Annotated in this window: 16 protein-coding genes; 4 read left to right on the top strand and 12 right to left on the bottom strand. The window is 71.7% G+C overall.

Annotated features, from left to right (window positions below; genetic code table 11):
• Positions 1 to 4: 4 nt before the first annotated feature.
• The 6 genes from DEJ06_RS00080 to DEJ06_RS00055 all read right to left on the bottom strand — a co-directional run bounded on the left by DEJ06_RS00080 (position 5) and on the right by DEJ06_RS00055 (position 7,287).
• Positions 5 to 1,147, bottom strand: a complete 1,143-nt coding sequence (locus tag DEJ06_RS00080) for a glycosyltransferase family 1 protein (RefSeq protein WP_111038014.1) — start codon at positions 1,145 to 1,147, stop codon at positions 5 to 7.
• Between the two features lie 190 nt (positions 1,148 to 1,337).
• Positions 1,338 to 2,189 carry a dTDP-4-dehydrorhamnose reductase gene (rfbD, locus tag DEJ06_RS00075; RefSeq protein WP_111038013.1) on the bottom strand — a complete coding sequence of 284 codons (852 nt, stop codon included), beginning with the start codon at positions 2,187 to 2,189 and terminating at the stop codon, positions 1,338 to 1,340.
• A gap of 11 nt (positions 2,190 to 2,200) precedes the next feature.
• Positions 2,201 to 3,187 (bottom strand): dTDP-glucose 4,6-dehydratase, encoded by a 987-nt coding sequence (gene rfbB / locus DEJ06_RS00070; protein ID WP_071406432.1) that lies wholly within the window; start codon positions 3,185 to 3,187, stop codon positions 2,201 to 2,203.
• The gene (locus DEJ06_RS00065) at positions 3,184 to 4,800 is read right to left on the bottom strand and encodes a glycosyltransferase family 39 protein (RefSeq protein WP_111038012.1); all 1,617 of its coding nucleotides are present in this window, start codon (positions 4,798 to 4,800) and stop codon (positions 3,184 to 3,186) included. Before DEJ06_RS00065 ends, rfbB begins: the two co-directional genes overlap by 4 nt.
• A complete protein-coding gene (locus tag DEJ06_RS00060; RefSeq protein WP_111038011.1) occupies positions 4,797 to 6,356 on the bottom strand; it encodes a glycosyltransferase family 39 protein in 1,560 nt (519 codons plus the stop codon). Before DEJ06_RS00060 ends, DEJ06_RS00065 begins: the two co-directional genes overlap by 4 nt.
• Positions 6,346 to 7,287, bottom strand: coding sequence for a glycosyltransferase family 2 protein (locus DEJ06_RS00055; RefSeq protein ID WP_111029469.1), 942 nt, complete (start codon positions 7,285 to 7,287; stop codon positions 6,346 to 6,348). The genes DEJ06_RS00060 and DEJ06_RS00055 overlap by 11 nt, the downstream gene beginning before the upstream one ends.
• Before the next feature lie 98 nt (positions 7,288 to 7,385).
• On the opposite strand from DEJ06_RS00055, the gene DEJ06_RS00050 reads away from it, so the two are divergent.
• The 3 genes from DEJ06_RS00050 (at position 7,386) to DEJ06_RS00040 (ending at position 10,695) form a co-directional block, all read left to right on the top strand.
• Positions 7,386 to 7,994 carry a dTDP-4-dehydrorhamnose 3,5-epimerase family protein gene (locus DEJ06_RS00050; RefSeq protein WP_071406436.1) on the top strand — a complete coding sequence of 203 codons (609 nt, stop codon included), beginning with the start codon at positions 7,386 to 7,388 and terminating at the stop codon, positions 7,992 to 7,994.
• A 14-nt stretch (positions 7,995 to 8,008) separates the two neighbouring features.
• Entirely contained in the window at positions 8,009 to 8,872 is an 864-nt protein-coding gene (gene rfbA / locus DEJ06_RS00045; RefSeq protein WP_111029470.1) for a glucose-1-phosphate thymidylyltransferase RfbA, read from the top strand.
• Positions 8,873 to 8,991: 119 nt separating this feature from the next.
• Positions 8,992 to 10,695 (top strand): glycosyltransferase, encoded by a 1,704-nt coding sequence (locus DEJ06_RS00040; RefSeq protein WP_111038010.1) that lies wholly within the window; start codon positions 8,992 to 8,994, stop codon positions 10,693 to 10,695.
• 103 nt (positions 10,696 to 10,798) lie between these two features.
• Here DEJ06_RS00040 and DEJ06_RS00035 read toward each other — a convergent pair whose 3' ends face one another.
• From DEJ06_RS00035 to DEJ06_RS00010, 6 genes are all read right to left on the bottom strand, one after another.
• Complete coding sequence (locus tag DEJ06_RS00035) at positions 10,799 to 11,344, bottom strand: DUF805 domain-containing protein (protein ID WP_181436756.1); 546 nt, start codon at positions 11,342 to 11,344, stop codon at positions 10,799 to 10,801.
• A gap of 50 nt (positions 11,345 to 11,394) precedes the next feature.
• Complete coding sequence (locus DEJ06_RS00030) at positions 11,395 to 12,249, bottom strand: glycosyltransferase family 2 protein (RefSeq protein WP_111038008.1); 855 nt, start codon at positions 12,247 to 12,249, stop codon at positions 11,395 to 11,397.
• Positions 12,246 to 13,415: a glycosyltransferase family 1 protein gene (locus tag DEJ06_RS00025; RefSeq protein WP_220036964.1), complete on the bottom strand. Its 1,170-nt coding sequence runs from the start codon at positions 13,413 to 13,415 to the stop codon at positions 12,246 to 12,248. Before DEJ06_RS00025 ends, DEJ06_RS00030 begins: the two co-directional genes overlap by 4 nt.
• Positions 13,416 to 13,489: 74 nt before the next feature.
• A complete protein-coding gene (locus DEJ06_RS00020) occupies positions 13,490 to 14,545 on the bottom strand; it encodes a glycosyltransferase family 2 protein (protein WP_111038006.1) in 1,056 nt (351 codons plus the stop codon).
• A gap of 38 nt (positions 14,546 to 14,583) precedes the next feature.
• On the bottom strand, positions 14,584 to 15,813 hold the full coding sequence (locus DEJ06_RS00015) for an ABC transporter ATP-binding protein (protein WP_111031903.1): 1,230 nt from the start codon (positions 15,811 to 15,813) through the stop codon (positions 14,584 to 14,586).
• Positions 15,814 to 15,816: 3 nt separating this feature from the next.
• Positions 15,817 to 16,719, bottom strand: coding sequence for an ABC transporter permease (locus tag DEJ06_RS00010; protein WP_111038005.1), 903 nt, complete (start codon positions 16,717 to 16,719; stop codon positions 15,817 to 15,819).
• A gap of 189 nt (positions 16,720 to 16,908) precedes the next feature.
• On the opposite strand from DEJ06_RS00010, the gene DEJ06_RS00005 reads away from it, so the two are divergent.
• Positions 16,909 to 17,517 carry a hypothetical protein gene (locus DEJ06_RS00005; protein ID WP_111038004.1) on the top strand — a complete coding sequence of 203 codons (609 nt, stop codon included), beginning with the start codon at positions 16,909 to 16,911 and terminating at the stop codon, positions 17,515 to 17,517.
• The last annotated feature ends 21 nt before the right edge of the window (positions 17,518 to 17,538 follow it).

Here is a 17,538-nt window from a genome sequence, read left to right as displayed (position 1 = left end):
GCCGTCAGAGGTCGGCGTGCAGCTGCCAGGTCTCCGCGGCGGAGTCGGACCAGTCGTACATGCGTGCACGGTCCGGCCCCGCCACAGCCAGCCGGCTGGACAGTTGCGGGTCGTTCACGACCTGGTAGACGGCCTGTGCAAGCCGTGCGGAGTAGGACTCCCGCGGTGACCGCGCGACGGTGACGCCGGCGTCCGACGCGACCTCTGCCACGGCGGGGTCGTCGGAGTGGATCACCGGGGTGCCGAAGCTCATCGCCTCGATCACGGGCAGGCCGAAGCCCTCGGCGAGGCTGGGGAACACGAACACCGTCGCACGGTCGTAGACCACCGCGAGGTCCGCGTCGTCGATGCGGCCGAGGACCTTCACCCGGTCGCGCGACAGTCCCGCGCGCTCCGCGGTGCCGTACACGTCGACGTCGCCCCAGCCGTCCGGGCCGGAGATGACGAGGGGCACGTCGCTGGGGGCATCCGGGTGGGCCATCGCCTCAATCAGGGACGCCAGGGCCTTGCGCGGCTCGAGCGTGCCGACCGCGAGCACGTAGCGGTCGGGCAGGCCGAGGCGCTCGGCGCGCAGGTCGGCGTCGACGGGCAGGCGGAGGCGTCCGCTCGGGGCACCGCCGATCACGCGGAGCCGGTCGTCGAACCGGTGGATCTCGTTCAGCGCCCCCGCCACGGCGTGGGTCGGCACCACGACGGCGTCGGCGTGCTTCCACGCCCGCTTCACCATCGCCTTGTGGAAGTGGACGCCGCGCGGCGTGAGGGTCTCGGGGTTGGTCCACGGCACCACGTCGTGCACGGTCACCACGGTCTGCCGGCCCGGGTCCTGGAAACGGTCGTGCTTGACCAGTGGTGCGAGCACGCTCGGCGCGTGCACCATGCCCTTCGCGATGCCGCCCACGAACCCGCCCTGCCAGGCGAGCGACAGCTCACGACGTGGCAGCGGCAGTCGCTGCAGGTCGGACAGTCCGGGCAGGAGCGTGCGCAGGTGCGCCATCTCGTCGGACCCGACGGCGGAGACCACACCCGCGACCTCGCAGCCGCTCGGCGCGTGCTCGACGAGGTGTCGCGCGAGCTCCTCGGCGTAGCGCCCGATGCCGCCCGGCACGGGCGCGACGATCTGGTCGACGATGACGTGGAGGGTGGTCATGGTGCTGTGCTCCTCGTCGTGGTTCGTGGACCCGTGGTCAGGGGGCCGAGGGCCGGCCCCGCGCTCGGCTGCCCGACACTACCAGGGTGGTCCCGGCGCCCCCTGGGCGCGGTCGGTGGTCGGACAGGAGGCGCGGGTCGGGTCCGCGGTGTGCGGAACCCGACCCGCGCCTCCCGGTCGAGAGCCGTGCCTACGCGGTCAGCGCACCCGCCGCGACCGCAGCGTGCAACGCGTCGCGCCAGTCGCGCATCGGCGCGAGTCCGGCGCGCGACCAGCCGTCGTGGCCGAGCACGCTGTACGCCGGGCGCGGCGCCGGCCGGACGAAGGCGGCGCTGTCGGTGGGCAGCACGCGCTCCGGGTCGAGCCCGAGTTCGCGGTAGATGGCCTGCGTGAAGTCGAACCAGGAACCCTGGCCGGCGTTCGTCCCGTGGTAGATGCCCGCGGGGGCGTCCCCGTCGATGAGCTCGACGATCCGTGCGGCGAGGTCGCCCGTCCACGTCGGCTGGCCGACCTGGTCGGTGACGACGCTGACGGTGTCGTGCGACCCTGCGAGCCGGAGCATCGTCGCGGCGAAGTTCGGCCCGTGCGCGCCGTAGATCCACGCGGTGCGGACGACGTACGAGGTGTCCGGGGCGATCGCGCGCACGAACGCCTCGCCGGCGGCCTTGGTGCGGCCGTAGGCGTTGATCGGGTCGGTCGGGGCGTCCTCGGCGTAGGGCGCGGTGCCGTTGCCGTCGAAGACGTAGTCGGTCGACACGGTGACGAGCTTCGCGCCGTGGCGGACCGCGGCCTCGGCCAGGAGCTTCGGCCCCGTCGCGTTGACCGCGTGGGCGTCGTCCTCGTGGTCTTCCGCGTCGTCGACCTTCGTGTAGGCGGCCGAGTTGATCACGACGTCGTGCCCGGCGACGGCGGCGTCCACCGCGGTCGGGTCGGTGATGTCGAGGTCCGCCCGCGACAGCGCGGTGACGTCGCGGCCGGCGAGTGCGGCCTGGAGGTCCTGGCCGAGCATGCCGGCGGCGCCGGTGATGAGGTACCTGGTCACGGTGTGCCGGTTCAGCTCAGGGCCGCACGCTGCTTGAGCGGCTCCCACCAGGCGCGGTTGTCGCGGTACCACTGCACGACGTCGGCCAGGCCCTGCTCGAACGGCACGAGCGGCTCGTAGCCGAGCTCGGCCTGGATCTTCGAGATGTCGACCGAGTAGCGCAGGTCGTGGCCGAGACGGTCGGCGACGCGGTCGACGTACGACCAGTCCTTGCCGGTCGCGTCGAGCAGCAGCTGGGTGAGCTCCTTGTTGGTCAGCTCGGTGCCGCCGCCGATGTTGTAGATCTCGCCGGCGCGGCCACGGGTCAGGACCATCGCGATGCCACGGGTGTGGTCGTCGACGTGCAGCCAGTCGCGGATGTTGTTGCCCTCGCCGTACAGCGGCACGTGCACGTCGTCGATGAGGTTGGTGACGAAGAGCGGGATGACCTTCTCGGGGAAGTGGTACGGCCCGTAGTTGTTCGAGCAGCGGGTGATCGAGAGGTTCAGCCCGTGCGTGCGGTGGTAGCTGCGGGCGAGCAGGTCGCTGCCGGCCTTCGACGCCGAGTACGGCGAGTTCGGCTCGAGCGGGCGCTCCTCGTCCCACGAGCCCTCGCTGATGGAGCCGTAGACCTCGTCGGTGGAGACGTGCACGAAGCGCTCGGTGCCGTGGCGGAGCGCGGCGTCGAGCAGACGCTGGGTGCCCACGACGTTGGTCTCGACGAAGATGCCGGAGTCGCGGACCGAGCGGTCGACGTGGGACTCGGCGGCGAAGTGCACGATGGCGTCGACGGTCGGGACGACCTCGTCGAGCTTCGCGGCGTCGCGGATGTCGCCGTGCACGAAGGTGTAGCGGGGGGAGTCGGCGACCGGGGCGAGGTTCGCTTCGTTGCCGGAGTAGGTCAGTGCGTCGTAGACGACGACCTCGGCGCCCTCGAGGCCGGGGTACGCGTCCTCCAGCGTGCGGCGGACGAAGTTCGAGCCGATGAAGCCGGCTCCTCCGGTGACGAGGATCTTCACGAGTTCTCTTTCCTGACGGTCGGTTCGTGGGTCGGCGGCGATTCTAGCGGGCCGCTGGTGGGGTCGGCGGGCTCGGCGGCGTCGGCGTCGGCGGGCTCGGCGGCGGTGGCGGGTGCTCCCGGCTCGGCGACGGTCCGCCACACCAGGACGACGGTCGCGACTGCGGCGGCCGCGAACACGATGGCGACCAGCAGGATCGCGAACGGCCCGGCGACCGCGCCGCCGGCCATCGCGGAGATCCCGCCGGGCGTGATGCGGAACTGCGTGTTCTCCCACCCGCCGCGGTAGGTCAGGCCGATGCCGTACGTGCTGATCGCGAGCGAACCGACGACCGCCAGCCGGGCCAGGCGTCGGCGGAGCTCCGGACGGACGACGAGGGCGTGCCACGCGACCGCCTGTGCGAGCACGAGCGCGACGACCGCGACGAACAGGAACCGGCCCTGCAGCCCGTTGCCCTGGTGCGTGCCGAGGTAGTTCCGCCAGTTGTAGGCGAAGGTGGCGACGAGGACGACCGTCGGCCAGACGAGCAGGATCGTGGTCACCCGGCGGCCCGGAGCCCGGCGGGCGTACGACCACCCGATGACGGCCAGTCCGACGACCGCGAGCGTGTCGATGACCATGGACGGCAACGGCCACTGGTTCGCACCGAGTGCGCCGAAGAACGAGGCGGTCAGGCCGTCCCACTGGCGCCCGGCGAACGCCCCGGGGTTCGCACCGCCCGCCGGGTACGGCTGCACAGTCGTGACGGCGCGCAGGGCGTCGGGCAGGAGCGTCCCGCTCACGAGCAGCGTCCGCACCCACCACCAGCCGGACACGGCGACGGCAGCGAGGACGACCACGCCGGCGTGCAGAGCACGACGACCCCACGTCCGGCCCGGTGCCAGGGCGGACACGAGGACGACGAACGGGATCGCCAGGAGCCCCAGCGCGCTCAGGGCCGCCAGTCCGGTGACAGCGACGGCGAGCCCGGCGGTGGTCCACCACGAACGGTCGCCGGTCAGCACGCGTGCGCTCAGCCAGACGAGCACGGCGCCGAGCAGGACGACCGGTGCCCACACCGTGACGCCGGAGGTGACCTGCGCCAGCTGCGGGACGGCGAAGAGCAGGACCGGGGCGACGAGTGCGGTGCGGGGCGAGCGGGTCACCCGACGGACCGTCGCCCAGACCAGGACCGGCAGCGCGGTGACGAGCAGCACGTCGAACACGCGGAGCGCGAGCACCGAGGTCGCCCAGTCGTGCGAGCCGAACCGGATGACGCGCAGGATCCCGGCGGCCACCAACCAGTACGTCGGCGGGTTCTGGGACATCGGGTCGATCGCCGGGGAGTCCCCGGGCACCGCCGCCAGCAGCGCGTCGACCGTGGGGCGGTCGACGGCCGGTGCCGGGTGCTCGACGATCTGGCGCACGGCGGCGAGGTAGTGCATCTCGCCGCCGTGCGGCCAGCCGAGTCCGAGCGCGAGGCGGAACGCGGCGTCGACGTGTGCGGGCTCGTCGGGTGCCCCGAAGGCCGGGGTGACCAGGGCGAAGGTCAGCAGGAAGGCGAGCCAGGCCAGCGTCACGGTGCCGAGCAGGACCCACTCGTGCCGGCCGACGAGCGGTCGCGGGGCGCTCACGCGGGGACCTCTGGACGGCGCATGAACCGGACGAGCAGCACGGCGGTGACGGTCAGTGCGACCGCGGCGACGGCGACGAGGGTGAAGTTCGTGCCGGCGGGCACCATGCCGTAGCGGTCGAACCGGCCGACCGCGAACTCGTCGACCCAGAAGGCGGCGTCGCGCCCGAAGGCCCGCAGCGCGTAGACGACGCCGTACAGCGCGATGGCCATCGCCGCGATCGACATCCCGACGGCGAGCCGGGTGGTGCCGGCTGCCGTCACGGTGACCCGGCGCCAGGCGAGGGCGCTCAGGGCGATGAGGGCGATGAGGGTGGGGTAGTAGTAGCGCCCCTGGGTGCCGGCGACGATGGTGCTCCGGAGGTACCCGCCCCACCCGCTCTGCAGGTGCAGGGCGATGAGGATCACGGGGAACGACGCCAGCACGATCGCCGGGCGGAGCGACGGGCCGCGGCGGAAGCCCCAGACGACGATGCCGACGAGCGACGCGATGGTCAGCCCGTCGATCAGGACCTGGGCGAGCTGGAACTGGGTGAGACCACCGACGCTGCCCCAGAAGGTGCGGGTGACGCCGTTCCAGTAGTCGCGGAGGAACACCTCGGGGCTGGCGGCGGTGCCGGCCGGGAACGGCATCGGCGGACGTGCGCCGGCCATGCCGTCCGGCTGGATGTCGCGGTACACGAGGATGTTTCGCAGCCACCACCAGCCACCGACGACGGCGGCGAGCCCCAGGGTCCACAGCGTCCGGAGCGCGTTCCGCCAGACGGTCGCCCGGGTGCAGCCAGCGGCCATCACGGCGATGCCCACGAACGGGATCGCGGGGAGTGCGGTGCCCTTGACGAGCAGCATCGCGCCGAGCAGCAGCCCGATCCAGATGGTCGTGCGCACCCGCAGGTCGCCGGTGAGCAGTCGCACCACGAAGTACACGAGCGCCCCGGCCAAGGGCAGCATGAGCGCGTCGTTCGTGACCGAGGTGCCGATCGAGGCGACCTCGGGCAGGGCGAACACCGCGGCACCGCCGACCAGTGCGGCCCGTGGTGACCGCGTCAGCCGACGCACGGTCGCCCACGCCAGGAACGGCAGCGGCAGGACGAGCAGGGCGTCGAACAGTCGCAGCACCATGACGGCGAGGTCCCAGCGGAGGTCCTCGAAGTGCACCAGCTGCAGGACCCCGGCGGCCAGGGCGTAGTACGTGGCGGGGTGCTGCGACATCTGGTCGATGCTCGTCGGGTGCACGCCCGGGAACTCGCGGAGCAGCTCACCCCACGTCTGGTTCACGTCGGTCGACTGCCGCATGTTGCTGATCTGGGTGTCGTGCACCGCGTTGAGGTAGTGCATCGCACCGGGCGCGGGCCAGCCGTCACCGATCGCCAGGTGCAGCACGGCGTCGACGTGGGTCGGCTCGTCCGGGGCCTTGTACGTCGTGGTGACGACGGCCCAGACCGCGAGGACGGCGGCGAACGCCACCGTCAACGCGATCACGAGGATGCGCTCGCGCCGCCCGACCGCGGGTCGGACGTCGGAGCGCGACACGGCCGGTGCCGTGTCAGTCGCCATACCGCTGCAGTTTCTGCAGGTCGAGCTGCTCCTCGGCCAGCGTGCGGTTGAGGCGGGTGAGGTCGGCCACGACGCCGATGACTATGGAGAGGAGCGCCGTGATGAGCAGGACGACACCGAGGATGATCGACTGCAGGTGGTTGCCGCCGGTCTGCATCGCCAGGAGCACCAGGTAGCGGATGAGCGGCCAGAGTCCGAGCGCACCGAGCACCGCGGCGACCCAGAGGAACAGGGCCATCGGCCGGTACATCAGGTAGACGCGGGCGATCGCCGAGCCGGACTCGAACATGTGCTGGAAGATGTTGTTGAAGAGCCGCGACTCGCGGGTCTTCGGGTTCGTCGTGATCGGCACCGACGCGATCGCCAGGCGCTTGTAGCCGGCCTGCACGATGGTCTCCATGCAGTAGCTGAAGCGCGTCACGATGTTCAGGCGGATGAGCGAGTACTTCGAGTACGCGCGGAACCCGCTGGCCGCGTCGGGCAGGTCGAGCCCGGCAGCGCGGCTGGCGACCCACGAGCCGAAGCGCTGCATGATCTTCTTGAAGCCGGAGAAGTGCTCGATGGTGCGCGTCTGCCGGTCGCCGATGACGATCTCGGCTTCCTTCCGGAGGATCGGCTGCACGAGCTCGGCGATCTGTGCCTGCGGGTACTGGTTGTCCCCGTCGGTGTTCACGACGATGTCCGCACCGTGCAGCAGCGCGTAGTCGACGCCGTCACGGAACGAGCGGGCGAGACCCATGTTCGTGGTGTGGTGCACGAAGTGCTTGACGCCGTGCTCCTTGGCGACCTCGACGGTGCGGTCGGTGCTGCCGTCGTTGATCACCAGGATCTCGATCTCGTCGATACCGTCGATCTCCCGCGGGATGGAGTCGATGACGCTGGCGAGGGTGTTCTCCTCGTTGAGGCAGGGGATCTGGACGAATAGCTTCACGGGCTCGCTTGGTCTCGTTTCGGGAGTCGCAGCGCGCGGGGCGCGGGGCACAGAACCAGGACAGCCTATGCGAACTCACGGCTTGCTAGGCTTCCCCGGTGCAGATCCGCGAACTGAAGATCCCTGGCGCGTGGGAGTTCACGCCCGTCCAGCACGGCGACGCACGAGGAGCATTCCTCGAGGCGTACCGCGCCGACGTGCTCGAGGAGACCGTCGGTCACCCGCTCGACCTCCGCCAGGTGAACATGTCGATCTCCGCGGCCGGTGTCGCCCGCGGGATCCACTACGCCCTCGTCGCACCGAGCCAGGCGAAGTACGTCACCGCCGTGCGCGGGGCGTTCATCGACTACATCGTCGACATCCGCGTCGGGTCCCCGACGTTCGGCCAGTGGGACTCCGTCCGGATCGACGACGTCGACCGCAAGGCCGTCTACCTGTCCGAGGGGCTCGGCCACGCGATCGTCGCGCTCGAGGACCAGTCGACCGTGAACTACCTGGTCAGCGCGCACTACAACCCCGAGCGTGAGAAGGGGATCACGATCCTCGACCCGACGGTCGGGCTCGACCTGCCCGAGGGCCTCGGCGAGCTGGTGCTGTCCGAGAAGGACACCAGCGCCCCCACCCTCGAGGAAGCCGCGGCACAGGGCCTGCTGCCGACGTACGAGGAGTGCGTCGCGTACACCGAGTCGCTCCGGACGAAGAAGTAAGGGACGGGACACCGATGAAGGGCATCATCCTCGCCGGCGGTTCCGGCACGCGCCTCTGGCCGATCACCAAGGGCATCAGCAAGCAGCTCATGCCGATCTACGACAAGCCGATGGTCTACTACCCCCTGTCGACCCTGATGATGGCGGGCGTCCGAGAGGTGTTGGTCATCACGACGCCGGAGTACAACGACCAGTTCCGGGCCCTGCTCGGCGACGGCTCGGCGCTCGGCATGGAGATCCAGTACGCCGTGCAGCCGTCCCCGGACGGTCTGGCGCAGGCCTTCGTCATCGGTGAGGAGTTCATCGGCGACGACAGCGTCGCCCTCGTCCTCGGCGACAACATCTTCCACGGCACCGGCCTCGGCACGAACCTCCGGAAGAACACCGACGTCCAGGGTGCGACGATCTTCGCGTACCACGTGGCCGACCCGAAGGCGTACGGCGTCGTGGAGTTCGACGACGACTTCACCGCCGTCTCCATCGAGGAGAAGCCGGCCGAGCCGAAGTCGAACTACGCCGTCCCCGGCCTGTACTTCTACGACAACAAGGTCATCGAGATCGCCAAGACGATCGAGCCGAGCGCCCGCGGCGAGCTCGAGATCTCCACGGTCAACGAGCGCTACCTCGAGGCCGGCGAGCTCGGCGTCCAGGTCCTCGACCGCGGCACCGCGTGGCTCGACACCGGCACGTTCGAGTCGATGATGCAGGCGTCGGAGTACGTGAAGGTCATCGAGGACCGTCAGGGCTTCAAGATCGGGTGCATCGAGGAGATCGCCTGGCGGAACGGCTGGATCGACGACGCGCAGCTCGCCGAGCTCGCCGCGCCGCTGGTCAAGGGCGGCTACGGCGTCTACCTGCAGCGACTCCTCGGCGTCTAGCTCCGCACGTGACCCCCACCCCCGGTTGGTTCGGTCGCCGACGTCGCGACACGACGGCTCCCGACCACCCCGACCGGGAGGCCCGTCCCGCGCCCGCAGCGCCGACTGACGTCGCGCGCGTGGCCGGCTTCGACCGTCCCCTGCCGCGGCTTGACCACGACGTCACGGTGCTCGTCACGACCCGTTCGGACCGGCACGCCGAGGTCGCCCGACTCGTGTCGGTCGCCCGTGGTGCCTTCGGCCGCGGGGTCGACGTCCGCGCCGTGAGCTACGTCGCGGACGCCTCGCCGGTCCACCCGTTCGGCCGTCGCCTGCCGTGGGTCCGACCGGAATCCGTCGACGGCCTCGGCTCGGCGATCAACGCCGGTGTCGCAGCCGGTGCGGGCCGGACGCTCGTGGTGGTCGACACCTCGGTGTCGGTCGACGTGCCGGCACTGCACGCGCTGGCGGCCGCGGGCTCGGTCGCGCAGGCCCGGGTCCGGATGCCGGACGGCACGCTCCGCTCCGGTGCCCGGCTGCTGCGCCCCGGTGCCCTGCCGTGGTCGGACGACCGCGCCGACACCGTGACCGGCATCGACACCGTCTTCGCGGCGGACCAGCCGGTGCTCTCGGTGCCGGGGGCGGCGCTGGTGCCGGCACCGTGCCTCCCGGACGAACGCATGACCCTGACGGCCTGGAGCCGCGCGGCCGCCGATGCCCACGGCGGACCGGTGCGCGTCGTCGGCGAGGCGACCCGCTCGGTCGAGGCCGGCCGCACCGTCGACGCCGCGACCGTCGACGCGTTCACCGCCTGGCGTGACCGCGCGTCCGAGGGCGACGGTGTCGTCGCCGGACCGCCCCTGCCGCCCTGGGGTGCTCGGCCTGTGGCCCCGGCCGCGCGCGTGACCGGCGGTGACGCCGAACACCTCACGTGGTCGCTCAAGATCGCTGCGCCCGCCGGGCCGGAGGGTGACGGCTGGGGCGACGTGCACTTCGCCGCCGAGCTCGCCGGGGCACTCGAGCGGCTCGGGCAGCGGGTCCGGATCGACCGACGCGACGCCCACGTGCGGGACGACGATGCCTCGGACGACGTCACGCTGGTGATCCGGGGCCTCGACCGGGTGCCGCCGAACCCGGCGTCGGTGAACCTGCTCTGGGTGATCAGCCACCCCGACGACGTCGCCGACACGGAACTGCGGTCGTTCGACGCGGCCTTCGCAGCCGGCCCGGTGTGGGCAGCCGCAGCCGCTGCGCGTGCGGGCGTGCCGGTCCGGACCCTGCTGCAGGCGACCGAGCCGGCGGTGTTCCACCCGGTCGCGCGCACGGCGACGAGCCCCGATGCCGACCACGTGGTGTTCGTCGGCTCGACCCGCGGAGCCGCGCGACCCATCGTGTCCGACGCGGTCGCGCTCGGTGCCGACCTGCGCGTGCACGGTCCGGGCTGGGGAGAGGTCGTCCCCGCGGAGTCGCTCGGCGAACCGTCGCTGACCCGGGCCGAGGTCGCGGCGGCCTACGCCTCGGCGCGTGTGGTGCTCAACGACCACTGGCCCGACATGGCCGCCGGGGGCTTCGTGTCGAACCGGGTGTTCGACGTGCTGGCGTCCGGGGGAGTCGTCGTGACCGACCCGGTGGCCGGGCTGTCCGACGTGCTGGACGTTCCGACGCTCGCGGTCGCGCGCTCCCGTGACGAGTTGGCCGACCTGCTCGACCCGGCGCACGCGTGGCCGTCGGCTGCCGAGCGGGCCGCCGTGGCCGAGCGCATCGCCGCCGAGCACTCCTTCGACGCCCGAGCCGCCGTACTGCTCGAGTCCGCGCGCGCCACCCGCGCCCGCCTCCGCTCCTGACCCGGGCCGCAAAACACCGGTGTTCGTCCTCGGAACACCCGCATTCCGCGGTGCGATCGACGAACACCGGTGTTCCGCGGGCCGACGCGGCGCCCCCGGGCGGCTACGCGGCGCGGTGGGCGACGGGGAGCTCGGCGCCGGACGGCTCCGGGTCCGGGGCCGACGGGAGCGTCGGGCGCCGACTGCGGCGCAGGGCACCGAGCAGCAGGAACAGATCCAGGATCGGGAAGCCGCCGAACAGCGCGATCCACGCCGGCGAACCGATGTCCCGGAGTCGTCGCGCGCCGAGTGCCAGGTTCGGGATGGCCGTCAGCACGCACCACACGAACAGCACCCACTGCGACGGCGGCCCCTGGGCGACGACGTGCCAGCCGTCGGGGCTGCCGTTGAGGCTCAGGACGGACTGCCCGATCCCGAGGAACCCGGGGGTGTTCTGGAAGGTCGACATCGAGTCGTCGGCGTCCGGGATCCCGGTGGCCATCGGCACGAACGTCACGACGAGCCAGACCACGAGCACGTCGACGGCGCGTGCCCACCAGAACTCGGCCCGGCTCGCACGGGCACGGCGGAACGTGAACGCCCCCGTCCAGTAGCGGCGGGCGGCGTCGATCGGGCCGCAGCCGAGCCAGGGTTCCGGGTCGCGGTGCACGGCGCCGAGCCTAGCGGGGTCGCGCACGGCCCCGCAGGCCCCCGACCGGGCTACTTGCGAGTGACCCAGCGGGCGCGGGCAGAGAGGCCCGCGTGCAGCACGACACGCAGGGGCCAGAGCCACCACGCCCGGTACTTCCGCGACAGGAACCGGTAGGCGCTGCGGTGGTGCTCGATCTCCATGCGGCGCCGGTTGGACGACGTCGAGTGGGCTCCGGTGTGGGTGACGACCGCCGAGGGCACGTACACGTTCGCCCGGCCCGACCGTCCGACGCGCTGCCCGAGGTCGACGTCCTCGAAGTACATGAAGTACGACTCGTCGAACCCGTCGAGCTCGCGGAAGAGCGACGTCCGGATGAGGAAGCACGCGCCGGAGAGCCAGCCGGCCTCGCGCTCGACGACCTTCGTGGTGGACCAGTACCGCTGGCTCCACGGGTTCGCCGGCCAGAACCGCGAGAACGCCGCGTGGCCGAGGCCGGTCCGGAGCGAGGGGAGCTGCCGGGCGGACGGGTAGGTCTCGCCCTGGTCGTCGAGGATCCGGGGCCCGAACGAGCCACCCGACGGCAACCGGTCGGCGGCGGCCACGAGTTCGTCGATCGAGCCCTCGCCGAGCACGACGTCGGGGTTCGTGACGAGCAGGAACTCCGGGCGGACGTCCGGCAGCACGTCGTCGAGGGCGCTCAGAGCCGCGTCGATCCCACCGCCGTAGCCGCGGTTGCCGCCGGAGGACACCACGACGGCGCCGTAGGACTCACCGATCGCCCGGAGTGCGTCGATGTCGGCCGAACCGTTGTCCGCGATCACGACGGCGACCGGGTCCTTCGAGGCACCGGCGACGCTCGCCAGGAACGGCCGGATGGTCTCGCCGGTGTTGTAGGTGACCGTCAGCACCGCGACCCGGATCACCGCGCACCCCCGGCGACGGACTCATAGGCCTCGACGTGCACGGCGGCGGTGGCCTCCCAGGTGAACGAGGAGGCCCGCGTCAGCGCCGCCGCACGGTGCGAGGCCAGGAGCGCGGGATCGTCCAGCAGCGCCGTCATCGCGGACGCCAGCGCGGTGGCGTCGGGCTCGCTGTAGACGGCCGCGTCACCGCCGACCTCGGGCAGCGACAGCCGCCGGGTGGTCAGGACGCACGCGCCGGAGGCCATCGCCTCGACCACCGGCAGGCCGAAGCCCTCACCGAGGGACGGGTAGACGACGAACTCGGCACCGCCGAGGAACCCGGCGAGGTCCTCGAGCGGCAGGTAGCCGGCCTCGATGACGTGGTCGGTGGGCTGCAGGGCGTCGAGCCGCGCGACGGCCGACTCGTCCCAGCCGCGGGCCCCGGACAGCACGAGCCACGGGGTCTCCGAACCCGGGCCACCGTCCGACCCGGCTGCGGCACGCGCGGCGCGCACCGAGGCGTACGCGTCGAGCAGCGCCGTGACGTTCTTCCGCGGTTCGATGGTGCCGAGGAACGCGATCCACGGAGCACCCTCGGGCAGGGTGGCGGCGATCCGGGCGTCCTCGACCGCGGCGACGTCGGGCTCGTGGAACACCGTGCGGTCGACGCCGAGCGGTGCGACCCGGACGTCGGCGCGGATGCCCCGCACGACCCGGGTCGCCTCGGTCGCGGTCGCGGCGCTCGGCACGATGACGACGGGTCGGGTGCGCAGGGACCGGCGGCTCCACCAGGTGAAGAAGGTGCGCTTCAGGCGCGAGTGCCACTCGGGGTTGGAGAAGAACGTGGCGTCGTGCAGCGTGACGACGGACCCGCCGCGCCAGCCGAACGGGAACGTGTAGTGCGGGGAGTGCAGCACCTGCGCCCCGAGCCGACGGCCGAGCGCCGGCAGCCCGGTCTGCTCCCACAGGAACCGCAGCGGCACCGAGTCGGTCCAGCCGGGCGCCGTGTGCACGGTCGCGTGCGGCGCGACGGCGGCGAAGTGCGGAGCGTGCACGGGGCGGACGACCAGGTGGACGTCGAGCGACGGGTCGGTCAGGTGGGACACGACCCCCTCGACGTAGCGTCCGACGCCGCCGAGCGCCTGCGGTACCGCGGTCCCGTCGACGAGGACGGTGAGCTGCGGCACGCGTGGTTCCTTCCGGGCGGGGACGTCGTGGCCGGGGCCGTCGACGGGGGAGTGTCCAGGATAGCCCGCTGCACTCATGCGCCCGGGTCCACGCTGCGGCGCGGGACGGACGCGCGCCGGGTCTCGCGCAGCCGGCGCGCGAGGTGGACCGGCAGGGTCCCCACGACGTCCGCGAACGCCGTCAGGACGAGCCGCGCCTCCCGGCGGGTGCGACCGGAGGCCAGCCCACGCAGACCGCGCACCAGGGTGCGGACGCTCGCCCGCACGACGGTCGGCCACGGAGCGTGCCAGAGCGCGACGACGATGCGGTTGCGCGCGTTCCGGAAGACGAACAGGTCGCTCTGCACGCCGGACGACGCCGAGTGGTCGTGCTCGACGACCGCGTCGGCCGCGTGCTCGACGCGCCATCCGCGGCGGCGCAGCCGCCAGGCGAGCTCGGTGTCCTCGTAGTACATGAACAGGGACTCGTCGAGCAGGCCGACGTCTTCCAGCGCCGTGCGCCGGAGCGCGGACGCGCCGCCGGAGAACCCGAAGACGTCGACGTCGGCGACCCGGTCGACGGGCGCGAACCAGTCGCGGTCCATCCCGTTGCCGTCGCGGTCGACGCGGACGCCGGTCGAGTTGAGCCGGACCTCGCCGTCCGCCGACGGCGTCCAGCGACGGCCGTCGTGGTCGCGCAGCACGCGCTGGCCGGGTGCGGGCTCCAGCCCGGCCGGGAGGCCCGTCCAGCGTCCGGCGAGCACGATGCGGCCCGTCACCGCGGCGACCTCGGGCCCGGCGTGCGCCAGGTGGTCGCGGAGCGCCGCGACGAAGCCCGGTGCGGGCACGGCGTCGTTGTTCAGGAGGACGACGACGTCGGCGTCCGTGTGCCGGATGCCGGCGTTGGCACCGGCCGCGAAGCCGCCGTTGTCGCCGCGTGCGACCACGGTGGCGTCCGGCAGGGCACGGCGGAGCACCGCGACGGAGTCGTCGGACGACCCGTTGTCGACGACGATGACGTCGTCGGCCGTGCCCTCGTCGAGCACGGCGCGGACGGCCGCCGTGGTCAGGTCGGCGCGGTTCCAGTTGACGACGACGACCGCGGTGCGGAGCGTGCCGTCGGCCCGGGGCGCGGAGTCACCACGGGGCATGCCGTCGGCGCTGGTCCCGGTGTCGCCGTCGTCCGGGGTCAGTCGAGCTCCTCGATCGAGGGTTCGGCGTAGACCGTGCCCACGGCGTGCTCGAACCCGGGGACCTCGAACGAGTCGCACTCCGGCATGTCGTGCAGGTGGCGTCCGGCCGAGTCCATCATCGACACGTTGATGAAGTACTTGCCGGTGCCGAACGCGGTGTCGGCGATCCGCAGGCGGAGCTTCCGGCGACCGTGCAGCGGCTGCAGTTCGAGGCCCATGATGCCGGTGGTGGTGCCGTAGACGACCTGGCCACCGGCGTTGTTGATCTGGACCGCGGCCTCCCAGTCGGCGATGCCGTCCAGGTGCTCGAACTCCATGTCCACGACGAGGTCGTCGCCCGGCATGACCTCGGCGCGGGGCTGCTTGCCGTCGACGTGCACGCTCGCGCCGATGACCTTGCCACGGCCGACGGCGACGTCGGTGCTGAGCTCGCCCTGACGGCGTTCCTCGAGCACCTCGCGGAACATGCTCACGGCCTGGACGGGGTCACCGTCGTGCAGCACCTTGCCCTTGTTGAGCAGGACGACGCGGTCGCACATCTCCTGCACCTGGCTGAGGGAGTGCGTGACGATGATGATCGTCTTGCCGGCCTCCTGGAAGGTGCGGATGCGGTCGAGGCACTTGCGCTGGAAGGCCTCGTCACCGACGGCCAGGACCTCGTCGACGAGCAGGACGTCGGGGTCGGTGTGCACGGCGACGGCGAACGCGAGCCGCACGTACATGCCCGATGAGTAGAACTTCACCTGGGTGTCGATGAAGTCCCCGATGCCCGAGAACGCCAGGATGTCGTCGAACTTCTCGTCGGTCTGCTTGCGGCTGAGGCCGAGCAGGCTTGCGTTGAGGTAGACGTTCTCGCGACCCGACAGGTCGGGGTGGAACCCCGCGCCGAGCTCGAGCAGGGCGGCGAGGCGACCGCGGCGGGACACCGTGCCGGAGGTCGGCTGGATGATGCCGCCGATGGCCTTGAGCAGGGTCGACTTGCCGGAGCCGTTCTGGCCGATGAGCCCGACGGTCGAGCCGGCCTGGATCGACACCGTGACGTCGTCGAGGGCCCAGAAGTCCTGGCGGTGCTTCCGCCCGGCGCGGCCGAGCGTGACGATGCGCTCGCGCAGGGTGTTGTCCTTGCGGACCGTGAAGCGCTTGCGGACGTGGTCGATGACGATGACGTCGGGACGCTCGGCGGTCTCGCCGGCGGTCGTCGGGGCGACGGGGGTGCTGATGGCCATGGTCTAGAGCTCCTGCGCGAAGTTGCCCTGCAGGCGGGAGAAGATCCGCTGCGCACCGATGAGGCAGAGGACGCCGATCACGAACGCGATCCCCAGCCGCAGCATCAGGTGGTCCGGGTACGTGACGTCGGCCGGGTCGTGCAGCCAGATCGCGTTCTGCAGGCCGAGCACCGACAGGGTCAGCGGGTTGTTCGTGTAGAGGGTGAGGAGCCAGTCGGCGTTCACGGTCGCGACCACGCGCGAGTACGAGTAGACGATCGGTGAGGCCCAGAGCAGGACCATCAGGCCGACGTCGATGACGAACTGCACGTCGCGCAGGTACACGTTGAGCGCGGACAGCACCAGGCCGATGGCCGCGCCGTAGACCAGGATCACCGCGAGCGCGGGGATCAGGTAGACCAGACCCTCGTGCCACGGGAAGACGCCGATGACGACCGTCGCGGCCAGCAGGATCGCGAACTGGATGGTGAAGTTCACCAGGGCCGCGCCCACACTGGCGAGCGGGAAGACCTCGCGCGGGACGTAGACCTTCTTGATCAGCCCCGAGTTGCCGACGATCGACCCGGTCGACCCGGCGACGATCTCGCTGAAGAGCGTGTAGGCGGTCAGGCCGGTGAAGACGTAGATCGCGAAGTTGTCGATGCCGTTGGCGGCGCCGAGGACCTTGCCGATGACGAAGTAGTAGATGAGCAGCTGTGTCAGCGGGCGCACGAGCGTCCACACGAACCCGAGTGCCGAGTCCTTGTAGCGGGCCTTCAGGTCACGCCGGACGAGCATGCCGAGCATCTCGCGCTGCCGGAAGACGTCGCGCAGCTCACGGAAGGTCCCGCGGAAGGCGCTCGTCGGAGCGCCGATCACGACGAGGGGTTCCTTCGCGAGCGCGGTCATGCGGGCTTGGTCGACCATACGTCTCTTCGTTCGTGGGGGCAGGACCGGAACAGCATACTCACCGGGCCCGCGGGACGGGGTTGGGCGACGGTCGTCGTGCACCCCGAGTGGGGGTGATTCCGGCCGATCCAACCCTCAACCTTCACTTTCGAGTTACCGTTGTTGCAACCCGGACCCTTGTCAACATCCACAGGACGGCCCGTCAGCATGCTCCTCGCATCCAGGCCGATCGCTGCGTTCGCGGTGGTCGGTGCACTCAGTCTCCTCTTGGCCGGTTGTTCCGGTGGTGGCGACGACGCCACCCCGTCGCCGTCCGCGTCCGTCTCGCGCACCCCGAGTGCGACCCCGACGGACGACGACTCGGCGACCTCGGTCCCCACCGACGCGGCCTCGACGCCGACCGACGGTGGGTCCGACGACGGTGACGGCGACGACGCCGGCGCCTCCGACGACGACACCCCCGGTGCGTTCCCGGGCAGCGGCGCGACGAACCAGCCGGACACCGACCCGTCGGAGTACCCGGCCACGTCCGTCGTCACGTTCGCCGGCTGGGACACCGGCTCGAAGACCCTCCAGGCCGGTGGCCTGGTCTCCGGTACGACCGACACGAGCGGGAAGTGCACCTTCACCGCGACGAAGGACGGCGTCACCCGCACCGCCACGAGCACCGCACAGGCGAGTGCCTCGTCGGTGAACTGCGCGCAGGTGTCGTTCCCCGCGGCGAAGGTGTCGAGCGGCACCTGGTCCGTCACCCTGACCTACGCCGTCGGCTCCGCGTCGACGACGTCCGACCCCCTGACCGCCGAGGTCCCGTGACTGTCTCTTATACACATCTGA

This window comes from Curtobacterium sp. MCLR17_051 (genome assembly GCF_003234395.1).
GTDB lineage: Bacteria > Actinomycetota > Actinomycetes > Actinomycetales > Microbacteriaceae > Curtobacterium > Curtobacterium flaccumfaciens.
This window is presented reverse-complemented; position numbering and strand designations above follow the sequence as displayed.